This window comes from Pseudotabrizicola alkalilacus, from assembly GCF_003443995.1.
Classification (GTDB): Bacteria; Pseudomonadota; Alphaproteobacteria; order Rhodobacterales; family Rhodobacteraceae; genus Pseudotabrizicola; species Pseudotabrizicola alkalilacus.
In genome coordinates, this window is sequence record NZ_QWEY01000014.1 from 61,422 (window position 1) to 84,613 (window position 23,192).

General features: G+C 60.7%; 23 protein-coding genes and 2 pseudogenes. 15 read left to right on the forward strand and 10 right to left on the reverse strand.

The genetic code is table 11. The features are described 5' to 3' along the window. Positions 1-8 precede the first annotated feature (8 nt). The 4 genes from D1012_RS19350 to D1012_RS19365 are packed head-to-tail and all read left to right on the forward strand — an operon-like array spanning position 9 to position 3,434. Positions 9-383, forward strand: a complete 375-nt coding sequence (locus tag D1012_RS19350; protein WP_118155780.1) for a RidA family protein — start codon at positions 9-11, stop codon at positions 381-383. Continuing rightward, the gene (locus D1012_RS19355) at positions 380-736 is read left to right on the forward strand and encodes a Rid family hydrolase (RefSeq protein ID WP_118155781.1); all 357 of its coding nucleotides are present in this window, start codon (positions 380-382) and stop codon (positions 734-736) included. The genes D1012_RS19350 and D1012_RS19355 overlap by 4 nt, the downstream gene beginning before the upstream one ends. A gap of 42 nt (positions 737-778) precedes the next feature. Further along, positions 779-2,536, forward strand: a complete 1,758-nt coding sequence (locus D1012_RS19360; protein ID WP_118155782.1) for an ABC transporter ATP-binding protein — start codon at positions 779-781, stop codon at positions 2,534-2,536. Position 2,537: 1 nt separating this feature from the next. Continuing rightward, positions 2,538-3,434 (forward strand): DMT family transporter, encoded by an 897-nt coding sequence (locus tag D1012_RS19365; protein ID WP_199489570.1) that lies wholly within the window; start codon positions 2,538-2,540, stop codon positions 3,432-3,434. A gap of 361 nt (positions 3,435-3,795) precedes the next feature. Here the strand turns inward: D1012_RS19365 and D1012_RS19370 are convergent, their stop codons facing one another. The 5 genes from D1012_RS19370 to D1012_RS19390 all read right to left on the reverse strand — a co-directional run bounded on the left by D1012_RS19370 (position 3,796) and on the right by D1012_RS19390 (position 8,268). Further along, positions 3,796-4,566 carry an ABC transporter ATP-binding protein gene (locus D1012_RS19370; protein WP_118155783.1) on the reverse strand — a complete coding sequence of 257 codons (771 nt, stop codon included), beginning with the start codon at positions 4,564-4,566 and terminating at the stop codon, positions 3,796-3,798. After that, a complete protein-coding gene (locus tag D1012_RS19375) occupies positions 4,563-5,627 on the reverse strand; it encodes a dihydrodipicolinate synthase family protein (RefSeq protein ID WP_118155784.1) in 1,065 nt (354 codons plus the stop codon). Before D1012_RS19375 ends, D1012_RS19370 begins: the two co-directional genes overlap by 4 nt. 24 nt (positions 5,628-5,651) lie before the next feature. After that, positions 5,652-6,719 (reverse strand): NAD-dependent epimerase/dehydratase family protein, encoded by a 1,068-nt coding sequence (locus D1012_RS19380; protein WP_118155785.1) that lies wholly within the window; start codon positions 6,717-6,719, stop codon positions 5,652-5,654. Beyond that, complete coding sequence (locus D1012_RS19385; RefSeq protein WP_199489571.1) at positions 6,716-7,540, reverse strand: ABC transporter permease; 825 nt, start codon at positions 7,538-7,540, stop codon at positions 6,716-6,718. The genes D1012_RS19380 and D1012_RS19385 overlap by 4 nt, the downstream gene beginning before the upstream one ends. A 65-nt stretch (positions 7,541-7,605) precedes the next feature. After that, on the reverse strand, positions 7,606-8,268 hold the full coding sequence (locus D1012_RS19390) for a TetR/AcrR family transcriptional regulator (RefSeq protein ID WP_118155787.1): 663 nt from the start codon (positions 8,266-8,268) through the stop codon (positions 7,606-7,608). Positions 8,269-8,412: 144 nt separating this feature from the next. On the opposite strand from D1012_RS19390, the gene D1012_RS19395 reads away from it, so the two are divergent. Together D1012_RS19395 and D1012_RS23340 are read left to right on the forward strand one after the other, a co-directional pair. After that, positions 8,413-9,405, forward strand: a complete 993-nt coding sequence (locus D1012_RS19395; protein WP_118155788.1) for an ABC transporter substrate-binding protein — start codon at positions 8,413-8,415, stop codon at positions 9,403-9,405. 38 nt (positions 9,406-9,443) lie between these two features. Beyond that, positions 9,444-10,160 (forward strand): annotated as a pseudogene (locus tag D1012_RS23340) (OB-fold nucleic acid binding domain-containing protein); the annotation flags it as partial. A gap of 154 nt (positions 10,161-10,314) precedes the next feature. On the opposite strand, the gene D1012_RS19405 reads toward D1012_RS23340, so the two are convergent. Next, positions 10,315-10,917, reverse strand: coding sequence for a TetR/AcrR family transcriptional regulator (locus D1012_RS19405; protein ID WP_118155789.1), 603 nt, complete (start codon positions 10,915-10,917; stop codon positions 10,315-10,317). 122 nt (positions 10,918-11,039) lie between these two features. Here D1012_RS19405 and D1012_RS19410 point away from each other — a divergent pair, with 122 nt between their 5' ends. Next, on the forward strand, positions 11,040-11,444 hold the full coding sequence (locus tag D1012_RS19410) for a RidA family protein (RefSeq protein ID WP_118155790.1): 405 nt from the start codon (positions 11,040-11,042) through the stop codon (positions 11,442-11,444). Between the two features lie 89 nt (positions 11,445-11,533). Here the strand turns inward: D1012_RS19410 and bla are convergent, their stop codons facing one another. Then, complete coding sequence (gene bla, locus D1012_RS19415; RefSeq protein ID WP_118155791.1) at positions 11,534-12,418, reverse strand: class A beta-lactamase; 885 nt, start codon at positions 12,416-12,418, stop codon at positions 11,534-11,536. 185 nt (positions 12,419-12,603) lie between these two features. Here bla and D1012_RS19420 point away from each other — a divergent pair, with 185 nt between their 5' ends. Continuing rightward, positions 12,604-13,533 (forward strand): LysR family transcriptional regulator, encoded by a 930-nt coding sequence (locus D1012_RS19420; protein WP_118155792.1) that lies wholly within the window; start codon positions 12,604-12,606, stop codon positions 13,531-13,533. Between the two features lie 93 nt (positions 13,534-13,626). Here D1012_RS19420 and D1012_RS19425 read toward each other — a convergent pair whose 3' ends face one another. Further along, positions 13,627-14,532, reverse strand: coding sequence for an AraC family transcriptional regulator (locus D1012_RS19425; RefSeq protein WP_118155793.1), 906 nt, complete (start codon positions 14,530-14,532; stop codon positions 13,627-13,629). Positions 14,533-14,628: 96 nt separating this feature from the next. Here D1012_RS19425 and D1012_RS19430 point away from each other — a divergent pair, with 96 nt between their 5' ends. From D1012_RS19430 to D1012_RS19440, 3 genes and pseudogenes are all read left to right on the forward strand, one after another. Further along, positions 14,629-15,387 (forward strand): SDR family oxidoreductase, encoded by a 759-nt coding sequence (locus tag D1012_RS19430; protein ID WP_118155794.1) that lies wholly within the window; start codon positions 14,629-14,631, stop codon positions 15,385-15,387. A gap of 40 nt (positions 15,388-15,427) precedes the next feature. Next, complete coding sequence (locus D1012_RS19435) at positions 15,428-16,366, forward strand: alpha/beta hydrolase family protein (RefSeq protein WP_118155795.1); 939 nt, start codon at positions 15,428-15,430, stop codon at positions 16,364-16,366. 158 nt (positions 16,367-16,524) lie between these two features. Continuing rightward, positions 16,525-16,872: pseudogene (locus tag D1012_RS19440) on the forward strand (IS5/IS1182 family transposase); the annotation flags it as partial. A 326-nt stretch (positions 16,873-17,198) separates the two neighbouring features. On the opposite strand, the gene D1012_RS19445 reads toward D1012_RS19440, so the two are convergent. Together D1012_RS19445 and D1012_RS19450 are read right to left on the reverse strand one after the other, a co-directional pair. After that, positions 17,199-17,912 (reverse strand): aspartate/glutamate racemase family protein, encoded by a 714-nt coding sequence (locus tag D1012_RS19445; RefSeq protein ID WP_118155796.1) that lies wholly within the window; start codon positions 17,910-17,912, stop codon positions 17,199-17,201. Beyond that, positions 17,912-18,562, reverse strand: coding sequence for a flavin reductase family protein (locus D1012_RS19450; protein ID WP_233517197.1), 651 nt, complete (start codon positions 18,560-18,562; stop codon positions 17,912-17,914). Before D1012_RS19450 ends, D1012_RS19445 begins: the two co-directional genes overlap by 1 nt. 141 nt (positions 18,563-18,703) lie before the next feature. On the opposite strand from D1012_RS19450, the gene D1012_RS19455 reads away from it, so the two are divergent. The 4 genes from D1012_RS19455 (at position 18,704) to D1012_RS19470 (ending at position 23,190) form a co-directional block, all read left to right on the forward strand. Then, positions 18,704-19,390 carry a GntR family transcriptional regulator gene (locus D1012_RS19455; protein ID WP_118155797.1) on the forward strand — a complete coding sequence of 229 codons (687 nt, stop codon included), beginning with the start codon at positions 18,704-18,706 and terminating at the stop codon, positions 19,388-19,390. 256 nt (positions 19,391-19,646) lie between these two features. Further along, positions 19,647-21,212 (forward strand): ABC transporter substrate-binding protein, encoded by a 1,566-nt coding sequence (locus tag D1012_RS19460; RefSeq protein ID WP_118155798.1) that lies wholly within the window; start codon positions 19,647-19,649, stop codon positions 21,210-21,212. 69 nt (positions 21,213-21,281) lie between these two features. After that, positions 21,282-22,253 (forward strand): ABC transporter permease, encoded by a 972-nt coding sequence (locus D1012_RS19465; protein ID WP_118155816.1) that lies wholly within the window; start codon positions 21,282-21,284, stop codon positions 22,251-22,253. Positions 22,254-22,257: 4 nt separating this feature from the next. After that, the gene (locus D1012_RS19470; RefSeq protein WP_118155799.1) at positions 22,258-23,190 is read left to right on the forward strand and encodes an ABC transporter permease; all 933 of its coding nucleotides are present in this window, start codon (positions 22,258-22,260) and stop codon (positions 23,188-23,190) included. Positions 23,191-23,192 lie beyond the last annotated feature (2 nt).

The following is a 23,192-nucleotide window of genomic DNA, read 5'->3' on the forward strand; positions in this document are numbered from 1 at the left end:
GACCTCCTATGCTGGAACGCCGCAACATTTCTTCGACCGATGGTGCACGCAAGGCGCAGATCGTAGCCAGCGATGACCTGATCTTTCTATCTGGCATCCATCCCGACACGCTGGACGGTGACATAAAGGCGCAGATGAAAAGCGCTCTGAACAACGTCGATGCCGCCTTGGCCGAAATGGGCGAAGATCAGGCCTCGATCTTCATGATCCACATCTGGCTCAAAGACATGCGCTATTTCAGCGCGATGAACGCCGCCTGGAACGACTGGGCCGATGCCGAAAACCCGCCCGCCCGCACGTGTGTTTCCGGTGAACTGTATCGCCCAGATCTGCTGGTGGAATTGGTCGTTACTGCCTGCCGCACCAAGGGAGGCAAGGCATGATCCGCAAACTAGGCCGCGTCAGCGGACCGAAATCTCCCTCAATCCATCTGGCAGCTGGCTGTCCCAGCATGGTGTCCAGCTGCATGACCGCCCATAACAAGGCCGGTGACATTGCCGAACAGACGCTCGAAATCCTCAATCGGATTGAGGCGCATGTCGTTGAGTTTGGCGCGTCGAGGGATAAGCTGATGATGGTGCAGGTCTGGCTGGCTGATATTCGCGACTACGACGCGTTCTGTGCTGTCTGGAACGACTGGTGCCCCGTGGACAATCCTCCAGCGCTGTCGGTGGTGCAGGCCGCGGCCTCGCGCCGCGACTTGCTGGTGGAAATCCGCGCCTATGCGGCGCCCTGATCCACCATGCCCCGTGACCTTTCCTTGCCAGAGGCTCCTGTGATGACTGAACCCCTGCTGGACATCGACGGGCTAACCGTCAGCTTTCCCGGCACACCCCGGCCTGTGGTGAACGATTTCTCTTTGCGTTTCGCGAAGGGTCAGGTGGTGGCGCTGGTAGGCGAAAGCGGCTCTGGCAAGTCGGTCACCGTCAAGGCCATCTTGCGGTTGATCGAGTTTCAGGGCGGCAGGATCACGGCCGGGCACGGTTGGCTGCATGATGGCAAGGGCGGGCGGATCGACCTGTTTGCCTGTTCTGAACAGCAGATGCAGAGCATCCGTGGCAACCGGATTGCCATGATCTTTCAGGAGCCGATGACCTCGCTGAATCCGGTGCTGACCGTGGGGTTCCAGCTGCGGGAGGCGGTGCTGCGCCATCAGGACGTGACCCGGGCCCAGGCGGACGAAATCTGCCTAGAGGCTCTGCGCCAAGTGCGTCTGTCTGAACCCGAACGGCGCTTGGTTCAATACCCACACGAACTGTCGGGCGGGATGCGGCAGCGCGTGATGATCGCCATGGCTCTGGCCTGCAAGCCTGATCTGCTGATCGCGGATGAGCCGACAACGGCGCTTGATGTGACGGTGCAGGCCGAAATCTTGGCGTTGCTGCGCACGATTCAGGCCGAAACCGGGATGGCGGTGCTGATCATCACCCATGACATGGGCGTGGTGGCCGAAATTGCCGCCCATGTGCACGTGATGCTGCATGGTGCCAAGATCGAGCATGGGCCTGTGCATCAGGTGTTCGACCGACCGCAACAAGCCTATACCCGAAGCTTGTTGGATGCGGCTCCGCGTTTGGGCAGCGCCCCGCCCTCGCCGCCAATCGCGCCGGTGGCGACCGCGGCGATCGAGGTGCGCAACCTTGTGCTGCGCTATCCAGTCCGACGTGGGCTGTTTGGCGCGCACCGCGCCAATGTCCATGCGGTCGAGGACGTCAGCTTTGCGGTGGCGCCGGGCGAAACGCTGGCGCTCGTGGGCGAAAGCGGTTGCGGCAAATCCAGCTTGGCGCGCACCATCCTGCGGCTGCAGACCCCACAGTCGGGCGAGATCCGGTTGAATGGCGAGAACATCCTTGGCTTTGACCACAGCCAGATGAAGGCTGCCCGACGCGGCATCCAGATGGTGTTTCAGGATCCCTATGCCAGTCTCAACCCCCGCAAGCGGGTGGCCGAGATCATTGCAGAGCCTTTGCAGATCCACGGCGTGGGCAGCCCGGCCGAGATCCGCGACCGGGTCGCCGCTCTGATCGCGCGCGTTGGCCTGCCGCCAGAGGCGGCGGGGCGGTTCCCGCATGAATTTTCTGGTGGCCAACGCCAGCGTATCTGTATTGCTCGGGCGGTAGCGCTGAACCCGTCGGTGATCATCGCGGATGAACCGGTCTCGGCGCTGGACGTATCGATCCAGGCGTCGATCCTGGAGCTGATCGAGGAAATCCAGGTCGAATTCAACGTGGCCATTCTGTTCATCAGCCATGATATGGCTGTGGTGGAAAAGGTCGCCGACCGGGTCGCGGTGATGTATCAGGGCGAGTTGATCGAGATCGGCCCCCGCGATGCCGTGCTGCGCGCGCCGGCGCACCCCTATACCCGCCAGCTGCTGGATGCTGTGCCCGTGCCACACCCCAGTCTGCGCCGCGACCGCCCCGCCGCGCCGCGGCTGATTGCCAGTCCCATCCATCCCGTCGATGCGCCGCCATCGGTCTTCGTGATGGACGAGGTGGGGCCAGGACATTTCTTGCGCCGCGACAGGGACAATTGACATGCAAGCGCCCGCACTTTCTCGCACCGCCGCCCCGGCGGTGGTGGCCCTTGGATTATTGTCGCTGATATGGGGCTACAACTTTGTGGTGATGAAAGAGGTTCTGGCCTATGCTGATCCGCTGGATTTCACCGCCGCGCGGACATTGCTTGGGGCGCTTGCATTGTTCGCCTATGCTGCGATCACGCGCCGTGCCATGCCCCTGCCGCCCTGGCGGCTGATGGTGCCGGTTGGGCTTTTGCAGACCGCACTGTTCAGCCTGCTGATCCAATGGGCCCTGATCGGCGCAGATGCTGGCCGCACGGTTGTGGTAGTCTACTCCATGCCGTTCTGGCTGGCGGGACTTGCTGCACTGCTGCTGGGCGAGACGCTGGGGCGGGCGCGACTGTTGGCGATGGCCCTTGCGGGCGCAGGGCTGCTGGCAATCCTACGACCTTGGGAGCCAGGGGCGATTTCGCCAAGCGGACTGACGCTTGCGCTGCTGGCCGGACTTGTCTGGGCGCTGGCGGCAGTGATCTTGCGCCGTGCACCGCGCGGGCGGGGGCAGACGCTGCTGTCGCTGACCGCTTGGCAGCTACTACTGGGCGCGGTCGTTCTGTGCGTGGCCGCCCTGCTGCGTCCATCGGCTCCGCCGCGTCCTGATCCCTATCTGGCATGGGCGCTTTTTTATGGGTCTGTGCTGGCCACGGGCCTGGCATGGGCGTTGTGGCTTTATATCCTTGATAGCCTCACTGCGGCAGGGGCCGGGTTTTCGACGCTACTGGTGCCGGTCGTTGGTCTGCTGGCCAGTTGGTTTCAACTGGGGGAGAGGCCCGACGCTTTTGCATCACTTGGCATTGGGCTGATCCTGGCGGGGCTGCTGGCCTTTGGCGTCGTCGGCTGGCAGCGCAGCCGATAACAGCGTGACGCGGCACTTCGTGTCGGCTAGCGCCGCCTTTGGCTATTGTGGCAGTGCCGTAGACGCAGCGCCTCATTCCCTCAAAATGAGCTTGTCCGGGGTTTCCCAACATGTTCGTCGCGCGTAGTCAGAGCATTAATTCCGCATGTCGCAACCGCAAAATCAATGGGAAGGAAACGGTATATACAGTAATTCTGCCAAAGCGGCAGCACCTTGCCCGTTACAGGTTACACCATGTTCAGGCCGATATGCACATGCACATGGTGCCGGTCACAGGACCGAGATCACCATTTGATACGACGCGGCACCGAAATTGATTACTGCAAGCCGTGCGGCAGGAACTACCGCTGTCCTGTTTGGTTTAGCGCAAGCCCAGGAGGCCATAGATCCGGTCGACGTAATCTGCGAAGGGCTGGGTCAGTTTGATGTTAAGCCCGCGCTCGCCTGGCAATGTGATCGCAAAGTAATCGGCCATCCGCGCGGGGCCAGAGGTGAGCACGGCCACTGCGCTTCCCAAAAACACGGCTTCCTGAATGTCATGCGTGACGAAGACAAAGGTTTTGCCCGTGTCTTTGCGGATACGCAGTATCTCAAGATTCATTTTCTCGCGCGTGATTGCATCCAATGCGCCGAAGGGCTCGTCCATCACGACCAGTTTCGGATCATGCAGCAAGGCACGGGCGATAGCCGCCCGCTGCTGCATGCCGCCTGACAGTTCATAGGGATAGCGGTCAGCGGCATGGCCGAGACCGACCATGTCCAGAAGATCATCGGCGCGGGCCTGTGCCTTGGTCCTGTCGAGGCCAAGGATCTGAGCGGGCAGCAGAACATTCTCGCGGATCGTGCGCCATTTCAGCAAAAGTGGCTGCTGGAACACCATGCCGACATCGCGGCCCTCGGTCAGCCCATTGAAGGCAATCGTGCCGCCCGTCGCCTGCTGCAGGCCGGCAAGGATCTTCAGAACGGTGGTCTTGCCGCAGCCGGATGCGCCGACGATGGAGAGCAGATCACCTTCGTTCACATCGAAGGTGACATCCTGCACCGCGAGCGTTTCCAGCCCCGCCCTGCGGTAGGTTTTTGAGACATTTTCGAGCCGGATCAGAGGTTGTTTCTGCGCTGCCCGGTCGATCATGCCAGCCACCGTTCCAGATTGGCGCGGACGAAGGCATCATCCGCCAGATCGGCATGATCTTGGCTGACGCGGGTCAGTTCTTCGGCCTGACCGGGAGAAAGGCCCTCGGCCGGATCAAGGCACCAGATGCCTTGCAACAGGCCCTGACGCCGCAAGATTTCATGGCATCCGGCAATGCAGCCGTGAAAGTTGTTGGCCACGTCGAAGAAGGCGGCGTTGCAATCGGTGACGCGGGCATCAAGGGCGAGCAGATCCTGTGGCACCGGCCCGCCATCGGCTATGGCGGCATGAATGCGGTCCAGCAGATCAACCGCAGCCTTTGTCCAGACCGACCAATGGCCCAGCAAGCCGCCGCGGAAGCGAAGCGTCACCTCGCGCCCCTGGTGACGGATGGCAAAGGGCAGGGTCAGGTCTGCGACGATGTGATCATCATTGCCGGTGTAGAGCGTGATGCGGTCTTCGGCGCCGGCGGCCACGATGCCGTGCATCACATCGAGCGAGCGATAGCGGTGGAAGGGCGCGACCTTGATCGCCACCGCGTTCTCGATCCGGGCAAATTCCTCCCAGAACGCGGCATCCAGCACGATGCCACCCACAGCCGTCTGCATGTAGAAGCCGATGATCGGCATCACCTCGGCCACTGCGCGGCAATGCGCGATCATCTGAGCGCTCGACATGCCCTTCAGCGCGCCCATGCTGACGAGTGCCGCGTGATAGCCGATATCGCGCGCGATTGTCGCTTCTGCCACGGCCTGCTGTGTCAGGCCAGCGACCCCGGCGACCATCACCAGCGGACGGTCGGTCCAGGCGCGTGCGTCTTCCATCGCGGCGGTCAGGACGGGGCGATAGAGGCCGGTGTCGCGGATGGCAAACTGGGTCGTGTGAACGCCCACTGCCAAGCCGCCGACACCGGCATCGACGTAGTAGCGGGTCAGCGCGCGCTGGCGCTTTCTGTTAAATTGGCGATCTTCTGTCAGTGCCAGCGGGTGCGCGGGGATGACGGTGCCAGCGCGCAGGCTGGCAAGAACGTCGGCAGGCAGGTCTTGGATGCGAAGCGTCATGGCTTTTGTCCCGGGGTCAGAGGCTTAATAGGCGCCGTCGCGCACTTCGAACTTTGTGGGTTTGTTCAGCGACGTGCCGCCAGAGGCAACCCAATCGGCCGTCCAGTCCAGCATCCGGCCCAAAGGGATCGCCGGGTAGCCGAACAGGCGGAAGCATTCGCTGGCGTTTGAGAGCCAGGCCTTTGAGGCCTCTTCACCGGTGAATACCGCCTTCAGGCCCATGCGGCGCGCCAGTTCCTGCGCCAGCCAGCGCACTGGCAGCGTTTCTGGCCCGGTCACGTTCAGAGGCGTTGTCGGCGTGGTTGCTTCGGCAAGGCACCGCAGGGCGATGGCGTTCGCGTCGCCTTGCCAGATGATGTTCACATGCCCCATCGTCACGTCGATGGGAGTGCCGTCGCGCAGTTTCACCGCGATGTCGTGCAGCACGCCATAGCGAAGGTCGATCGCGTAGTTCAGCCGGTAGATGCGGCCCGCTGTGCCGTGCTTTTCCGAGAAGTATTCGACGATGCGTTCACGCCCGATGCAGGATTGCGCATATTCGCCGGGTGGATCGAGCAGGCTGCTTTCGTCTGAGCCAAGGCCAGAGACATTTGCGAAGGCATAGACGCAGCCGGTGGAAAAGACGACCAGACGCGCATCGCTGAAGGCTTCGGCCACAAGGCCCGGCATCCATGTGTTTGCCGCCCAGGTTGCGGGTTGCTGCCCGGAGGACGAGCCGAATTTGGTGCCCGCCATATAGATCACGTTGCGGACCTTGGGGAGTTGCGCAAGGGCGGTAGCATCGCCCAGATCGCAGGTGATCGTTTCGACGCCTGCCTGTTCCAGCTCGGCTTTTGCCGCGGGATCGGTGAAGCGGGCGACGCCGATGACCCGGCGTCCTGCGGGTAGGGCGTTGCGCGCCAGACGCGCCAAGGATGGCCCCATTTTGCCGCTGGCGCCCAGAACCATGATATCGCCATCGATCCGCGCAAGATCGTCGATCAAGGCCTGGCTGGGCCGCGCAAGCAGATCATCCAGTTCCTCGGCCGAACCGATACGCTGTGGCAGGCGCGATGGGTCCAGAACCGGGTGTTGGGGGGCGATTTGGGTCATTGCAGCCTCGCATCTTTCGGAAGGGCAAACCGTTCAGCCAGCAGCACAAGCAGGTAAAGAACGATGCCGAGAAGGGTGATCAGGACGACAGCCATGAACATGGCGGGGGTATTCAGCGCGGCCTGAACCTGGATCATCAGGTAGCCAAGCCCCCGGTCTGAGGCGATGAACTCGCCAACGATTGCACCGGCCACGGCCATCACAACGGCGACCTTCATTCCCGAAAAGATATAGGGAAGCGCGCCGGGCAGCTGGATATAGGTGAACATCTGCCAGCGGTTGCCCCGCAGAGAATGCACCAGATCCAGCAGATCGGGATCAACCTCTTTCAGGCCGCGGACCGTTGTCAGCAGGATGGGGAAGTAGCACATCGCAAAGGTGATCAGGATGTTGGTATCAATGCCGTAGCTGAACCAGACGATCACCAGCGGGCCCAAGGCAACCTTGGGTATCATGTTCAGGGTGACCAGCAGGGGGAAGACCACCACGCTGACGGTGCGCGACCAGGTGAACAGCAGCGCGGTCAAGACCCCCAGAACGGTTGCAAGCGCGTAGCCACCATAAATCTCGGCCGCAGTGGCCCAGGTGTTCCCGATCCAATCGTATCGCGGCAGAGGCAGTGTTGCGATGATGGCGGAGGGGGCGGGCAGCACGAAACTGGGCAGTGCAAAGAGGCGTACCATGGCTTCCCAAATCGCAATCAGCGCAAGGTGGGACAGAACGGCAATGAGCCGGATTTTGCGCCGTTCAAGCGCCTCTGCCCGGGCCACCGGATCGAATGGTTTGGTCGCTGAAACCGGAGCAGCGGTCTGATCACGCATCGGAGTCTCCATCTGTCTGACGCAAGGATGAAGAATGTGTGATCAGTTGTCAACTAACCAGTTGGTTACTTATTAGGTCGAAGTGACAGCAGCACCATATCGACCATATGCTGGCGGCGCAGCGCGACCTGTGCAGGTGAGGTCATGTCCCGGTCGAAGATGATCGCCAAGGTTGAACGGTTCGCAAAATAGAAGAATCCCAAACCGGCGATGGAGAGATACAGGTTCACCGGATCAAAGCGATCATGAAACACGCCCTTTGCGATCCCCCGGTCGAGGGTGTCGCGGATCATGGCGATCAGCGGTGAGTGCATTTCGGCGACCTTGTCCGAGCCTTTCAGATGGCGCGCGCCCATGCGGTTTTCATCACTGATCAGGCTGAGGAATGCCGGATGCCTTTCCAGGTAATCAAAGGAAAAACTGACAAGAATCCGCATCGCTTCTGTCGGGGGCAGGTCGCCCAGATGCAGTTCCTGCTCGGCCGCCCGGATCTCGGCATACACATGTTCCAGGGCCGCGCGATACAGGTCGGATTTGCTGCCATAATAGTAGTAGACCAACTGCTTGTTGACCCCGGCCGCATTGGCGATACGGTCCACCCGGCCCCCTTCAAACCCATGCTCGGCAAACTCGCTGATTGCCGCTTGCAGCAGGTCTGATTGGGTTGCGACCGGATCGCGCCGCGCCATTCGGGACGGCTCCGTATCGGGGGTGAGGTCCTTGGTCATCGCATCGGGCTCCGTAAAATTTGTAACCAACCAGTTGACTGATCACCTTGCCTGTCTGATCATCCTTTTACGAAGGAATACAGAACTGCGCGACAACTTTGTTTTTCCAATTCGGGAAACGGCGCAGCAACAGGGAGTTACACGATGAAAACCACGATCACCAAAGCTGCCGTCGCCGTTGCCATGACCTTGGGGGCAGGCAGCGCTCATGCGGAAGAGGGAATCACCCTCGTGCTGAACTGGGTGCCGACCGCTGATCATATGCCCTATTTTTACGCAAAATCCCAAGGCTGGTATGCCGAAGCCGGTATCGATCTTAACATCGAGGTCGGCCGTGGTTCGTCGGCTGCTGCGCAGAAAGTGGGGGTCGGCATGGCGCCCTTTGGCATCGCCGACATGTCGACCTTGATGTTGGCAAAAGGGCAGGGGGCCGATGTAAAGGCGGTGATGGCAGTTTATGCCAATTCACCTCAGGGTTTCTACTGGCTCAAATCGAGCGGTATCAACTCTCCTGAAGACTTTCCTGGTCACTCCATCGGCAATCCACCGGCTGACGCCTCGCGCGTGTTGTGGCCTTTGTTCGCCGAAACGGTGAAGATTGACCCGGACACCGTGAAATTCGTGAACATTGCGCCCCAAGCCAAAATGGCTTCGCTGAAAAGCGGCGCGATCGACATCACGTCGGATTTCTACAACGAGCATGACGTCAAATTGCAGGAATTCGGCGATGATCTGGGCTTCGTGGCTTGGCGCGACATCGGCCTGAATTCCTATGGCAACTCCCTCTTCGTCAACAGTGCTTATGAAACGGCGAACCCCGAAGTCGTCAGCGCCTTTGTGGCGGTAACGCAAAGGGCTTTTGCTGCCTGTGTTGCTTCGGCGGATCCCTGCATTGATGCCATTATGGCCGATGTGTCGGGCCTGAGTAGGGAAAACCAGAACGATCAATGGACTCGCATCAAGGAACTGATGACAGACCCCACCACCACGACAGAGGGGCTGGGTTTCTTCGATCCAGCGCGGGTTGCCTCGGATTATCAGCTGGTTTCGACCTATCTCGAGCTTGCCGAGCCCTTTGAGCCGGAAACACTGTTCTCGAATGCCGGTCTGGATCCGTCGGTCAAGATGCCTGAGTGACGGCGCGGCGCGTATCTATCCTGGCGAGGTTGTAGCTCTACCCAGATGTCGAAAGCCTGTGGCACCTCGCCGGGGTGCCGCCCGACACGCTGGATCGGCTGGCCGAAGGCGATGCCTTCGCCGCCCTCGGCCTCACGCGCCGTGATGCACTTTGGGCCGCCAAGGCCTTGAGTGCGCCCGCTCCACTGCCGCTGTTCGGCCCGGATGGGGAGGGGGTGTTGAGCCAGCAGTCACCCAGCCGCCCATGACCCTTGGGCAGGAGGTGATCGAGGGTTACCGCCTGTCTTTGCGCGACCATCCGATGGAACTGCTGCACCCCCGTCTGCCGGAAAGCCTGCCCAATGACCGGATGACGCAGGCCAAAAGCCGCGTCACCGTCACCGGCTTTTTGATCACCCGCCAACGCCCCGGCACCGCCTCGGGCGTGATCTTCCTGACGCTGGAGGATGAGACCGGCACCGCCAATATCGTGGTCTGGAAAAAGGTCTACGAAACCTTCCGCAAAGCGGTGATCGCAGGCCGCCTCCTTCGCGTGCACGGCCGGATCGAACGCGACGGTCCGGTCGTCCACCTGATCGCCGAGCATGTCGAAGACGTCTCGCCCCTCCTGGCCACCCTCGGCCGTTCGGTGATGATCGCGTCAAACGACGAGCGGGCGGATGAGACGAAACGGCCTGTCGGTGGCACTATCAGATCAAGCGCCTGACACGCGCGAACAGGCCAGGAAGTCGTTCCCAAGACGGGATTTTCATTAGTGGGAAAAGACAATCGAATGACGCGAAGGGCGGAAAGCTGACCATCGCTGCAGGCACAGATTCACTTTGAGACAACGCCGAAGCGGTCATTCAGGTATAACCACGGATAGGTTTGCCTCTTGGGCGCTTAACTCAATAATGCCGCGAAGATCGCTCAGTTTACATTCGCTTTCGTAACCACCCCTGACGCAAGGCACTCGAATGCTGCGATGGCCTTGCCCAATGTTGCCACCGGATCGTCGCTTGCCGCAACCCAAAGCGCGGCGTTCAGGGCGACGCCGTTCAATAGCCGGGCCAAAGCCTCAATATCGACCGGCTTGATCGCGCCCTTTGCGGCGAGATCATTCAGGGTGGCAATGGTTGCCTGTAGGCATCTGTTCTGGCTGGGCCATTGCGACGGATCACCCAGCACCGAAGGGCCATCCAGCAGCACGATCCGCTGCACCTCGGGCCTAAGTGCCATTTCGATATAGGCAGCACCTTCGGCAATCAACCCACGCCAGCCGCCGCCCGCACTTTGCCCTGCCTTTTGTGCCTGTGCCGCCATCGCGGAATCGATCTCATCGACCACGGCCGCGAACAATCCGCGCTTGTCACCGAAATTGTGGTACAGCGCGCCGCGCGTCAGACCCGCCTCGGCTGTAAAATCGTCCATATAGGCGCCAGCGAAACCTTTTTCTGCAAAGGCTTTGCGCCCGGCGGTCAGCAGCTTGGCGCGGGTTTCCTGCATCATTGCGGCGCGTGTTTTGGCAGCCATTGGCACTCCTTTTGAAATACGCAACGTATCTAAATTGACATGCATGGTGTATGTGAGTAGTCCATATACACGACGTATATGAAATAGTGCCCCTTCCCCAGAGCACAACAGAAAGCACATCCATGTCCCTGCACAATAAAACCATCTTCCCTGCAGAACGCCACGCTCTTTATGAAGCGCACGGCTATTCCGCTGCCGTTCAGGCCGGCGAGCTGGTGTTCATCTCTGGTCAGGTTGGCAGCCGTGACGATGGCACGCCAGAGCCAGATTTCCGCGTTCAGGTGCAGCGCGCCTTTGACAATCTGCGTGCCGTTCTTGAGGCGGCAGGCTGCACACTGGATGATATTGTCGATGTCACAACCTTCCACACCGATCCGGAAGAGCAGTTTGCAACGATCATGGAAGTGAAGGCAGAGGTCTTTCCCGCAGCACCCTATCCGAACTGGACTGCGGTCGGAGTGACGTGGCTGGCCGGGTTCGATTTTGAGATCAAGGTGATTGCCCAGATCCCGACAGTGGCCAACTAGGCCGCGGCAGGTCCGGGTGTCCAACGACCCAAGCGCTGATAGATTGGCGCGAAAGTGGCCGCGCAAGTTAAGGTGCGGCCATCTACCGTTTAGCGGTTTGTCACGACATCCATGACAGCTTGCGACAGCTCGATAACCGCACCATTACGCGTTTCAAAATCAGCATCGGCATCGGACAGAAAAACGGAGATAAAGTAGGGTGCCTGATCCGGCGGCGTCACCATGGCGATGATGTTGCGGTTGAAGTTCCCGCTACCCGAACGGTCGGCGACCTGCCAGTCCGCCGGTGTGCTGGCCCGGATCAAGGGTCCGGTGACGCCGCCATGGCTCATCCATTCGGTCAGCTGCTCACGCGACTGTTGTGTCAGCGCGGTACCGGTCAGCATTACCTCCAGCGTCGCAGCCATCGCTTCAGGCGTTGTCGTGTCACGTGGGTTCCCCGGTGCGAATGTGTTCAGCTCAGGCTCGCGCCGATCCAATCGGCTGACCGGGTCGCCAATGTCGCGCAGGAACGAAGTTACTTCCTCTGGTCCGCCGATGCGGTCGATCAGCAGATTGGTCGCTGTGTTGTCGCTCATGTCGAGGGCGGCAAAACACAGGTCGTCAATCGTCATCGTATCGCCGACCATGGTCTTTGTGACCGGGGCATAATCAAGGATGTCCTTCGCTGCGATCCAGACCGATTCATCCAGATCAAGCTTGCCGACCTCCGCCTGCTTCAGAACGGCGCCACAGAGCATCGGCTTGAACGTGCTGGTCATCAGAAACCTTTCATTGGAGCGGTGGCTGATCGACCAGTCCGAACCGCTATCGCGAACGAGTATCCCGACGCGGGCATTCAGCCGTTGTTCAATCTCTGCAATTGTTTCAAATAGCCGCTGCTCTGGCTCTTGGGCAAGTGCGGCTGTGGTATTCAGCAGACCAAAGACAAGCCCGGCAGCGATCAGCAGGCGGAAAGGGAAGTATTTAAACATCTATTCATCCTCTAGGGGGCGGACATGCCATATCTGGTTCACACCGGTAAGCCGGGGCAAATGCAGGTATCTGAAAGGTCCGGCTTTACAGGGGCGGACATCATTTGATGTCATGTTGCATTACCTAGTGATGGGCTTTACTGACCTCAAACGACAAAGTATCAAGTTAGTCATTAGCGGGAGTAATGGCCTTGGATCGGCCCGACCTTCCCCTGAACGGTTTGCGCGTGTTTGAGGCGGCCCTGCGGCAGGGAAGCTTCACCCGCGCCGCCATCGAGTTGCGCGTCACGCAAGCGGCGGTCAGCCATCAGATTGCAAGACTGGAAGACCGGCTTGGCGTCACGCTATTCCTGCGCACATCCGGGGGGTTGGTGCCCACTGAGGAAGGGCGCGCATTGTATCCAGTTGTAGAACACGGCTTTGACGCCATCGCCCGTGTGCTGGACCGGATCACCGGGCAGCGCCATATCGAAATCCTGAATGTCGGCGTTGTCACTACCTTTGCCGTCGGCTGGCTTTTGCCGCGCCTCGCCGCTTTTCAACACAGCCATCCGGCAATTGATCTTCGGATATCGACGAACAACAACCGTGTAGAAATTCTACGTGAAGGTCTGGATATGGCGATACGCTACGGTGCTGGCAACTGGACCGGGTTGAAGGCCGAATTGCTGGTCGATGCGCCGCTGTCACCGCTTTGCGCGCCCTCTGTCGCGGATCGTCTCGCAACACCGGATGACCTGGGCCGGGAAGTGCTGCTGCGCAGCTATCGTGGCGATGAATGGCCGCGCTGGTTTGCTCGGGTCGACGGTGCCTGTCCGCCACTGACGGGCCCGATCTTTGATTCATCCGTCGCAATCGCAAATATCGCAGTGGATGGTGGCGGCGTAGCGCTGCTACCTGTGGCGATGTTTATCCGCCACATTGATGAGGGGCGACTGGTGCAACCCTTTGCCGCTCAGGTCTCGGCGGGCAGCTACTACCTGACATGGCCCGCCGATCGGCCAGCCACACCGGAAATGGCGGATTTTGCGAAATGGCTTCACGCAGAGCTTCTTGACGAGAACGACACGGGCTATGCGGAGTATCGTGATAAAGGTGTCTCAGAAATCAGCTAAATGATGCTTCACCCCAGTGCTCGGCCATGAAGCGAACGGCGGGTTAGGGCGGTCCATTACGGTCAGGACAGGCTTTCCATCCCAACTCCAACTTCAGTCCTCCTTGGCAAAAGCACCCGGCGAAAGCCCCTCGTGCCGAACAAACGCCAGACCGAATGCGCTGGCGGACCCGTAACCGACCTTCAGGGCGATCTCTGTATTTGTCAGCCCCCCCTGCCGCAGCAAAGTCTTGGCTACGGCCATGCGCCAGCCGGTCACGTAGTCCATTGGTGCGCGGCCAACTTCCTTGCGGAACCTCTCGAAAAAGCCAGAGCGGGACATGCCCGCGTCCTTCGCCAGTTCCGATACGGAAAGGGCACCCGACGCCTCGCCGTGGATACGCTGCAATGCAATGGCGAGTTGCGGATCTGACAGGCCGCGCAGCAGCCCCGGCGACAGGGGCGTCGCCGGACCCGAGCGCAGGGCCTCGATCAGCAAGACTTCCAGCAAGCGCCCAAGTATCATGCCGCGTCCCGGCCTGTCGGCACGGGTCTCCTCGTGCAGCATCGGCACCAGGTCCATCAGGCGGCTGTGCCCGGAAACATGAATCATGTCAGGCAGCAGCGATACGAGCAGGTTGCTGGCCGGCGAGTCAAAGCGGCAATGACCAACCAGAGCACGCACATCTACCGGAGCCTGTGGCAGACCAAGCCGGAAACGCCCGGGACTGGTTTCAAGCGGCAGGCGTGGCACATGCGCGGGCGGAGTGTCCTCGCTGGACATGGTAAAGCCTTGCAGGTGCGGGATCAGGACGAAATCGCCGGACGTCAGCGTGACCGGGTCACGCCCGGTGACGTGCAACCGGCACCGCCCTTCGACCATCGCGCAGTAGAAGGGGCTGTCCATGTCGCGCCGCTCTACCAGCCATTGGCCTCCCGCCTCGACCATCTTTGAGATCGAGACCGACGGCTTCAGCAATGTAACGACGTTGGAAAGCGGATCTGACGGATTGTCGAGCATAATCTGGACTATTGAGCAATCATTATGGATCTTCGTGTATATTATGTTCAGGCTCTGCCGTCTATCTCTCTGTCACACAAGGCAAGGAGATTTCATATGCCCCGCATTCTTATCACCGGTTGTTCTTCGGGTTTCGGTCAGGCCATCGCCAGGCTCTTCCTCGACCAGGGGTGGGATGTCATCGCAACGATGCGCAGCCCCTCTGGGGAAGGCCTGCCAGAATCCGGCCGCCTGCAGCTGCTGCCCCTGAACGTGACTGACCCCGAAAGCATCGCCGCGGCGATTGGAGCAGCAGGACAGATCGACGCGTTGGTGAACAACGCCGGTGTCGGCATGCTCAATGTGCTGGAAGGTGCTGACATCGCCCGGGCCCGCGAACTGTTTGAAACCAACGTGCTGGGGGCCATGGCCATGACGCGCGCGGTGATGCCTGCCATGCGCGAGCGGCGCAGCGGTATCATCGTCAACGTCAGTTCCAGCGTGACGCTGCGCCCGCTGCCCGCCCTGTCGATCTACAGCGCCAGCAAGGCCGCGCTGAACGCCTTTACCGAAAGCTTCGCTCTCGAGGCAGCCGAATTTGGCATACGTGCCCGGCTCGTCCTGCCCGGAAGCGCGCCATCGACATCCTTTGGGCGCAATGCCGTGGCGCGGATGGGTATGGATGTGCCAGAGGCTTACCGGCCCTTCGTGCAGGCTTATTTCCAGAGCCTCCAATCATCGACCGAGAAGACCGGGGCGCACGATGTCGCTCAGGCCGTCTGGCGGGCCGTCACTGACGAGACCGCGCCGATGAAGCTACCCGCAGGCGCGGACGCCAAAACCTGGTTCTCCGACGCAGGTCTTGCCACGGCCTGACCCATGCGCTCCTGCCAGCCCTTTCGAAAGGAAAAGCACAATGAACAGATTGATCGCACTGTCCCGCGCCCTGCCGACGCCAGAGCCCGAGATCACCGTAGCCTATACGCCGATCCGGCTGCCCATGCCGGGCCGCCAACCGCTTGAGCTGCGCCTGACGGCACCTGCTGCCGGGGTGGACCTGCCCATCGTGATCCTGTCGCATGGCTTCGGTCCCTCCAACTACATCCCCTCCAAAGACGGCTATGCCCCGCTTGCGCAATTCTGGGCCGAACGGGGGATGGTCGTGATTCAGCCGACCCACGCCAGTTCCCGGGTCGGCGGGCTGGACCCCGACTTGCCCGATGGGCCGTTCTTCTGGCGCGAGCGGGTGGCGGAAATGCGCGCCATCCTCGACCAGCTGGTCGAGGTTGAGCGGCAGGCACCTGCCGTGGCCGGGCGATTGCACCATGACCGGATTGCGGTGGCCGGTCATTCCTTTGGCGGGTTCACCTGCAGCCTGCTCCTCGGTGCGCAGCTGCAAGACGAGGACTTTTCCGACCTGCGCATCCGTGCTGGTATCCTGCTGGCCTCTCCGGGCCGTGGTGGCGCGGACCTGACACCCGAGAACGCGGCGCGCTTTCCGTTCTTCGACGTTGACTTCAGCGGTATCAGCACCCCGACGCTCGTGGTTTGCGGTGCCGACGACGACCCCCATTTCACGCCTCGCGGCCCCGACTGGCATGCGGACGCTTTTCATGACGCACCCGGTGCCGATTCCTTACTGACGATCAACGGCGTCGGCCATGGTCTGGGCGGTATCGCGGGATGGGACGCGCGCGAAACCGAAGCAGAAGACCCCGACGCGCTGGAGGCCACGCGGCGGCTGACTCTGGCTTGGTTGAGGACCACGTTTGCCATCGAGCCCCCTGCTTGGATCCAAAGCCAGTCCGCACTCCAAGAAGTCGCGGCGTCCATTGCAGAAATCAGGTTGAGATAGAGATAAAATTCAGCGGCAGATTTGTCCTGCTCATCGGACACTCGTCCCCTGAAAATACTGCAAGATGCACGAATGGTCGCTTCAACGGGCCGCAACGCAGTATCTCGATTGACTGGCGAACGGCAGCAAAGGGCCGTGTGTGTCGAAGGCGGCACCGAGGGAGCGTGAATACCCGACGCTGCCACACCGCGATCATCGACCGCCATGCCACTGCGATCATTCTCATCCGCAAGAACGGGCGACCGTGGAAAGAAGACTGCCCGGCAGCTATAGCTCGGAACGAAACCCTGCGCGCTACCCGACACTACGGCAGGGCGTTCAGGGAGCGCTGGACTGGATCCCACATCCGAAGCCGGATCGAGGCGAAGATGCGCTGCCTCAAGGTCTTCGAAGAACGAATTTCTGCAAGAGAGCCTGGCTGCCAAACCACCGTAATCCCGATCCATATCGCCCCAATGAACCGCTTCTTGGCCCTCGGAACGGCCGGGATCGTTCGTGTCGGCTGATGCTTGCCGGGAAAGGGGGCATCATGCCTCAGGCATGAGCTGCGCAACAACGCCCAATTAGATAACTGATTTTCGCTTCGGGAGTTACATGAGAAGCAGTTCAACGTCGGCCATCATCGAGGTCATTGAAGGTCAGGTTCACGGTGCAACAGAAATTGGGCAGCGTGAGGGCCGCCTTCGCCCCTTCCCTCTGCCCATGCCATTCTGCAAGCGTGGTACGAATATTTGGCTCAGATGTCTGCCAGTGGTCGGCGCGGTCGTCCCGCACTCTTCATCGGACGGCCATTGCAACAATTGTGAGCCATGGCTCGCCACAAGACAAGATTTTAGACTTCCGAAAGTTCCTTCTTGCGCGGAAAGTCGTATGAGCCAATCTTCGATGTGCGATAGCCACCGCCGACCAGACCCTCGGCCAACTTGATGGCGGCGCTCACTCCGTCGATCACGGGCATCCCTGTCCGGGCTTCGAGCCTTGCACACAAATCGGACATTCCGGCGCAGCCAAGCAATACGGCCTCGGCACCGTCCTGTTCGCGGGCGGCGCGGATTTCGTGTATGAGGCGGGCTTCACTGGTTTCGGGATCTTGCTCCAGCGCCAGAACTGGCATGTTGACCGAGCGGACGTTGCGGCAGCGGGCCGAGGCACCGTAGGCGGCGACCAGATTCTCAATGATCGGGACGGAGCGGGGTAGGGTGGTGACGATAGAGAACCGATTGGCAATGGTGGAGGCGACTTGGACCCCGGCTTGACAGATGCCGACGACCGGGCCGTGCGCCACCTCGCGTGCGGCGGCCAGGCCCGGGTCGTCGAAGCAAGCAATAACATAGGCGTCGATGCCTCGTGTTTCTCCCGCACGTATCAGGTCGAGCATGGCGGGGACGGCCAGTGCTTCGTCTGCATGACCTTCGATGCTTGCGGGGGTGCCCTCGGTGTTGACCGCTTCGATCACAGTGCCGGCAAAGGCGACGCGGCGCGCGTTGGCGCCGATCTGTGCGGTCATCGAGCTTGTGGAGTTGGGATTAATGAGAAGGATGCGCATCAGTCCACCTGTTCGGAAGCGTGAACGGTTGCAGGCATCGGCGGGGTGGGCATGACGAACTGCCGGTCCGAGGCAATGTAATTGTCGGCATGCAGCCGGGCGATGGGCTGGTAGACATCCGGGTTCACATAACGTCCGGCCGCATCCAGACAGTTGCGGTGGATATGCATCTGCAACACCTCGCCGATCACGATCAGCCGTCGCCCATATTCCAGCAACCGGTCCACCCGGCATTCCATCGCGCAGGGACTTTCGACGATACGGCGGGCGCGGATGTGCTGGCAAGGGGCGGAGGTAAGGCCTGCCAGCGCCACCTCATCTACATCGGCGGCCACGGGCAGGCCGCAGACCAGCATACCGTCGGCCAGCGCCATATCGACCATGTTGACGACGAACTCGCCATCGCGGCGGATATTGCGCACAGTATCCTTATCCTGACCGTCGGGGCGGGTCTGGATGCCGAGGATCACCAGCGCCGGGTCATGCGAGAAAACGTTGAAAAAGCTCATCGGGGCCGCGTTGTCATGTCCGGTTTCGGACAGTGTGGAAACCAGCGCTATGGGGCGGGGCCCGATGAAGTTGGTCAGCAGCCGGTAACGGTCGTTCGCTTCCATCCGAGTGAAGTCGAAGGCCATGTTCTGTTGATTCATTCTGTTGCCCTCTGGATCGCGGATGGCATAGCGCCTATAGTGTCCAACATGATTGTCGACATTTTTGTTGTCAATAGAAACATGAGGCCGATTGACTTCCGTGTCTCGTCGGCAAGAATGTGGTGAGGAACGAGGAAGCACATGTATCAGCGCAAGGAAGTCAACGCCGGACCGGCCGCCGAAATCTGCGAAAGGGTCTGGCTTTCCATCGCGGAACGCAAGCTGCGCCCAGGTACCCGACTGAAAGAAGAACAACTGGCCGAGGTGTTCGAGGTCAGCCGCGCCCGTGTGCGGCAAGCACTTGCGATGCTGGAAAGCGACGGGCTGGTGACTATTTTGCCGAATCGCGGCGCATTCGTAGCCGAACCGGGCGTGGATGAGGCGCGCGACGTGTTCCATTTCCGCCGTCAGGTCGAGGCGCGGGTGATGGAGCGGCTTATCGCCACCATCGACGCCAAGGATATTCCCCGGCTTGAGGCGCACCTGACGATGGAACGCGACGCCGATCTGCGGGGCGACACAACTGCGACCATCCGGCTGTCCGGCGGGTTTCACCTGCTGCTGGCCGAACTGTCCGGATCTGCCTTTCTGTCCAGCATGTTGCGCGACCTGATTTCCCGCTCGACTCTCATCACCACGATGTATCGGCGGCATGTCCACCACAACTGTGGCCCCGACGAACATGCGGCGCTGATCGAAAGCATCCGGGCCCGCGATCTGAACGGTGCGCTTCGATTGATGGAGGCTCATCTGCGCCACGTCGAGGAAGAACTGGACCTGACCGAAGGCGTTCCCGTGTTGCGCGATCTCCGCGAGGCGCTGACCTGAACTGATCCTTTACCCCTTTTTCCCGACGCTGACCGCCAGCAAGCGGGTGAAATCCTGCTGCCCGATATTTGGCGATCTGATGAAAGATTTTGCATCATCTGAATGCTAGACAAAATTGTCGACAAAATGATTGACACAAAAGTCGTCAGGCTCGAAGGTCAGAGGGTCGCCGGATGGAATCGCTCCGGCAGACCTTTGCAACCGCCGGATACCCTCGCCGCAGTTGAGGGAACCCGGCCCCTGACAGGGACTGACCATGACCAAAACCAGAGCCTCGCTTTTGTCCTGCGTCGCAATTGCCTGCCTTGCGGGCGATGTGTCGGCCGAGACGCTGCGCTGGGGGGCGGCGCGCGACATCAACTCGCTTGATCCGTACTCCTATGGGTCAACCTTCACGATCAGCTTTCTGAACCACGTTTACGAAGGGCTGGTCCGCTACAACGAGAACCTTGAGATCGAGCCTGCTCTGGCCACCGAATGGGAAGTGCTGGAGGGCAATGTCTGGCGGTTCAAGTTGCGTGAGGGGGTCAAATTCCACGATGGCGCCGAGTTCACGGCGGACGACGTGGTGGCGTCGCTCACCAGGGTCAGCCACCCGGATTCGCCGCTGCGGGGCAACCTGCCAGCCTATGTGTCTTCGGCCAAGGTGGATGACTACACAGTCGATATCACTGTGAACGGCACCTATCCGCTGCTCCTGAACGATCTGACCAACATCCATATTTTCGATGGCGGCTGGCTGGCAGAACACAAGGCCGAAGTGCCGACGGATGTGGCGAAAAAGGTCGAAGGCTATCCCACATTCAACGCCAATGGCACCGGGCCGTTCATCGTGGAAAGCCGTGTGCCGGACAGCAAGACCGTGCTGGTGGTGAACGAAGGATGGTGGGATGCGCCAAAGCACAATCTCACCAAGATCGAGTTCATGCCCATTGCTTCGGACGCGACCCGCGTGGCGGCCCTGTTGTCGGGCGAGATCGACTTTACCGAAAAGGCACCGATACAGGATATTCCGCGGCTGGAGGCGACCCCAGCGGTGAAGGTGCTGGAGGGCAGCGAGCTGCGCACCATCATGTTCGGCTTTTCCTTTGCCGACACGCTGAGGGACGGCAAGCCAAACCTCTTCAAGGACAAAAAGATGCGTGAGGCGTTGGCGGCGGCGCTCGACCTGCCGCTGATTCAGCAACGGGTGATGCGCGGCAAATCGCGGCTGGCGGGCACTGTGATTGCCCCCGCGATTCCGGGCTATGACGAAGCGCTGGACACGCCATCGGCCTATGATCCGGACAAAGCGGCGGCGCTGATCAAGGAACTGGGCGCAGAGGGCTATGAGTTCGAGATCGTCTGTGCCAACGACATGTGGCTGAACGAGGAAGAAATCTGTAACGCCATGGTGTCTATGCTGACCAGAGCCGGGCTGAAACCTGTTCTGTCGATCGGGCCAAACGCGGTGCAGCAGGTCAAGCAGACCAACGGCGAGTCCGATATGTTCAGCTTTGGCTGGGCAAACGAACCGATGCTGGACAGCTATTCCATCCTGCTGCAGGTCTTCCATTCCAGAACCGACAACGCCGGCGTGTTCAACTGGGGTGGCTGGGTCTATCCTGAGCTGGACAAGCTGGTTGACGCTGCCGCAACCGAGCTGGACCGCACCAAGCGTCTGGGGATGCAATCCGAGGCGCTGAAGATAGTGAAGGACGAATTGATCATGCTTCCCTTCCATCAGCAGCCGATGGCCTGGGCCACGTCTGACAAGGTGGACGCCGTCGTGCAGCTGTCGGACAACAAGGGTCGCCACTGGCTGACCCGCATGGCCGAATGATCCTTGCAGCCCGGTCCCCACAACGGGGACCGGGCTGCCGCAGATGATCCGCAACCGGGGGGCAATGCCTTGATCGTCTTTCTTGTGAAACGTCTGGCCAATGCGGCGCTGGTCATGCTGGTCGTGGCGCTGATGGCCTTTCTGATCTTTCGCTTCGTCGGGGACCCGGTGCAGCTGATGGTCAATGAGCAGACCACGCAGGCCGAAAGGGATGCGCTGCGCGAAGGTCTGGGCCTGAATGACCCGGTCGCGGTGCAGTTCCTGCGCTTTGTCGGCAATGCCGTTCAGGGTGATTTCGGTGTCTCTTACCGCAATCAGCAAGAGGTGATGAGTCTGATCGCCGAACGCTTCCCCGCCACCATTGAGCTGGTGCTGCTGGCCACGGTCATCTCTCTGGTTGTGGGTGTCCCGCTCGGGGTGATCACCGCCATCCATCGCGGCACATGGTTTTCCGAAGGGCTGCAATTTCTGTCGATCATCGGCGTCTCGCTGCCAAGTTTCGTGATCGGCATTCTGTTGATCCTGATTTTCTCGGTGATCCTGAACGTCCTGCCGGCCTTTGGCCGGGGCGAGGTGGTCAGCATCGGGTGGTGGACGACCGGCCTCCTTACACAATCCGGGCGGGCGGCGCTGATCCTTCCGGCGGTGGCGCTGTCGCTGTATCAGATCACCTTGGTCATGCGGCTGGTGCGGGCCGAGATGATGGAAGTTCTGCGATCCGACTTTATCAAATTTGCCCGCGCTCGCGGTGTGCCGCGCTCGCGGGTGCATTATGTCCATGCCTTGCGCAACTGCCTGATGCCGGTGGTGACAATGACGGCGATGAATATCGGCTCGCTGATCGCTTTTGCCCTGATTACCGAGACGGTGTTCCAATGGCCGGGCATGGGGATGCTGTTCATTCAGGCCGTCACCTTTGTCGATATCCCCGTGATGGCGGCCTATCTCTGCATCGTTTCCTTTATCTTCGTGGCGCTGAACACGCTGGTCGACATTGCCTATGCGCTGATCGATCCGCGGCTGCGCGCAGCAAGGGGCTGAGAATATGACTGCGCTTCCCCAACCCGTCACCCGACTGACCCGCTGGCGGCAGAGCGATCTGTGGTGGTCTTTCACCCAGAGCAAGGCGGCGATGTTTGCCGCCGGTCTGCTGGCCTTTCTGGTAATAACGGCCTTTGCCGCGCCGCTCTATGTGCCGCAGAACCCGTTTGACCCTGCGCAACTGACTCTGTTGAACGCCGAATACCCGCCGATCTGGGTGGAGGGTGGACAGTGGCCGTTTCTTCTGGGCACCGATACGCAGGGCCGCGACATTCTGTCGGCCATTCTTTATGGCTCGCGTGTGTCGATCCTGATCGGGCTGGCGTCGGTGTTCTTCGCGCTGGTGGTGGGCCTCGGCACCGGGTTGGTGGCGGGATATTATGGCGGGCTGATCGAGGATGCGCTGATGCGCATCGGCGATGTGCTCTTGTCGATCCCGACCATTCTGATTGCCATCCTTGTCAGCGCCATTGTCCGCGAGCTGCTGCCGACCCATCTGCGCGAGGTCGGCGCTGCGGGTGTGCTGGTGCTGGCCATCGTGCTGTCGGGCTGGGTGCAATATGCGCGGACCGTGCGGGCGCAGACCTCGGTGGAACGTGGCAAGGAATATGTGCAGGCGGCGCAACTGCTGAAAGTGCCCGCGCGGCGGATCATGTTCCGCCACATCCTGCCCAACACGCTGACGCCGATCTTTGTCGCGGCAACGCTGAATTTCGGCATGGCGATCCTGACCGAGGCGACGCTGTCCTTTCTTGGCATCGGGATGCCGGCGAGCCAGCCGAGCCTTGGCACGCTGATCCGTCTGGGCAACCAGTTCCTGTTCTCCGGCATGTGGTGGATCACCGTCTTCCCCGTGTTGCAACTTTGCCTGCTGGTCGTGGCGGTCAACCTTTTGGGCGACTGGTTGCGCGATGCGCTGAACCCGAAACTGAGGTAATC

Bases quoted from the DNA above. Each gene is read 5' to 3' on its own strand.
- D1012_RS19395 (WP_118155788.1), top strand. From the start codon at position 8,413: ATGAAAACCACGATCACCAAAGCTGCCGTCGCCGTTGCCATGACCTTG.
- D1012_RS19365 (WP_199489570.1), top strand. From the start codon at position 2,538: ATGCAAGCGCCCGCACTTTCTCGCACCGCCGCCCCGGCGGTGGTGGCC.
- D1012_RS19470 (WP_118155799.1), top strand. From the start codon at position 22,258: ATGACTGCGCTTCCCCAACCCGTCACCCGACTGACCCGCTGGCGGCAG.
- D1012_RS19425 (WP_118155793.1), bottom strand. From the start codon at position 14,532: ATGCTCGACAATCCGTCAGATCCGCTTTCCAACGTCGTTACATTGCTG.
- D1012_RS19430 (WP_118155794.1), top strand. From the start codon at position 14,629: ATGCCCCGCATTCTTATCACCGGTTGTTCTTCGGGTTTCGGTCAGGCC.
- D1012_RS19450 (WP_233517197.1), bottom strand. From the start codon at position 18,562: ATGAATCAACAGAACATGGCCTTCGACTTCACTCGGATGGAAGCGAAC.
- D1012_RS19375 (WP_118155784.1), bottom strand. From the start codon at position 5,627: ATGACGCTTCGCATCCAAGACCTGCCTGCCGACGTTCTTGCCAGCCTG.
- D1012_RS19350 (WP_118155780.1), top strand. From the start codon at position 9: ATGCTGGAACGCCGCAACATTTCTTCGACCGATGGTGCACGCAAGGCG.
- bla (WP_118155791.1), bottom strand. From the start codon at position 12,418: ATGTTTAAATACTTCCCTTTCCGCCTGCTGATCGCTGCCGGGCTTGTC.
- D1012_RS19380 (WP_118155785.1), bottom strand. From the start codon at position 6,719: ATGACCCAAATCGCCCCCCAACACCCGGTTCTGGACCCATCGCGCCTG.
- D1012_RS19420 (WP_118155792.1), top strand. From the start codon at position 12,604: ATGGCCTTGGATCGGCCCGACCTTCCCCTGAACGGTTTGCGCGTGTTT.
- D1012_RS19385 (WP_199489571.1), bottom strand. From the start codon at position 7,540: ATGCGTGATCAGACCGCTGCTCCGGTTTCAGCGACCAAACCATTCGAT.
- D1012_RS19390 (WP_118155787.1), bottom strand. From the start codon at position 8,268: ATGACCAAGGACCTCACCCCCGATACGGAGCCGTCCCGAATGGCGCGG.
- D1012_RS19410 (WP_118155790.1), top strand. From the start codon at position 11,040: ATGTCCCTGCACAATAAAACCATCTTCCCTGCAGAACGCCACGCTCTT.
- D1012_RS19445 (WP_118155796.1), bottom strand. From the start codon at position 17,912: ATGCGCATCCTTCTCATTAATCCCAACTCCACAAGCTCGATGACCGCA.
- D1012_RS19405 (WP_118155789.1), bottom strand. From the start codon at position 10,917: ATGGCTGCCAAAACACGCGCCGCAATGATGCAGGAAACCCGCGCCAAG.
- D1012_RS19455 (WP_118155797.1), top strand. From the start codon at position 18,704: ATGTATCAGCGCAAGGAAGTCAACGCCGGACCGGCCGCCGAAATCTGC.
- D1012_RS19360 (WP_118155782.1), top strand. From the start codon at position 779: ATGACTGAACCCCTGCTGGACATCGACGGGCTAACCGTCAGCTTTCCC.
- D1012_RS19355 (WP_118155781.1), top strand. From the start codon at position 380: ATGATCCGCAAACTAGGCCGCGTCAGCGGACCGAAATCTCCCTCAATC.
- D1012_RS19370 (WP_118155783.1), bottom strand. From the start codon at position 4,566: ATGATCGACCGGGCAGCGCAGAAACAACCTCTGATCCGGCTCGAAAAT.
- D1012_RS19435 (WP_118155795.1), top strand. From the start codon at position 15,428: ATGAACAGATTGATCGCACTGTCCCGCGCCCTGCCGACGCCAGAGCCC.
- D1012_RS19460 (WP_118155798.1), top strand. From the start codon at position 19,647: ATGACCAAAACCAGAGCCTCGCTTTTGTCCTGCGTCGCAATTGCCTGC.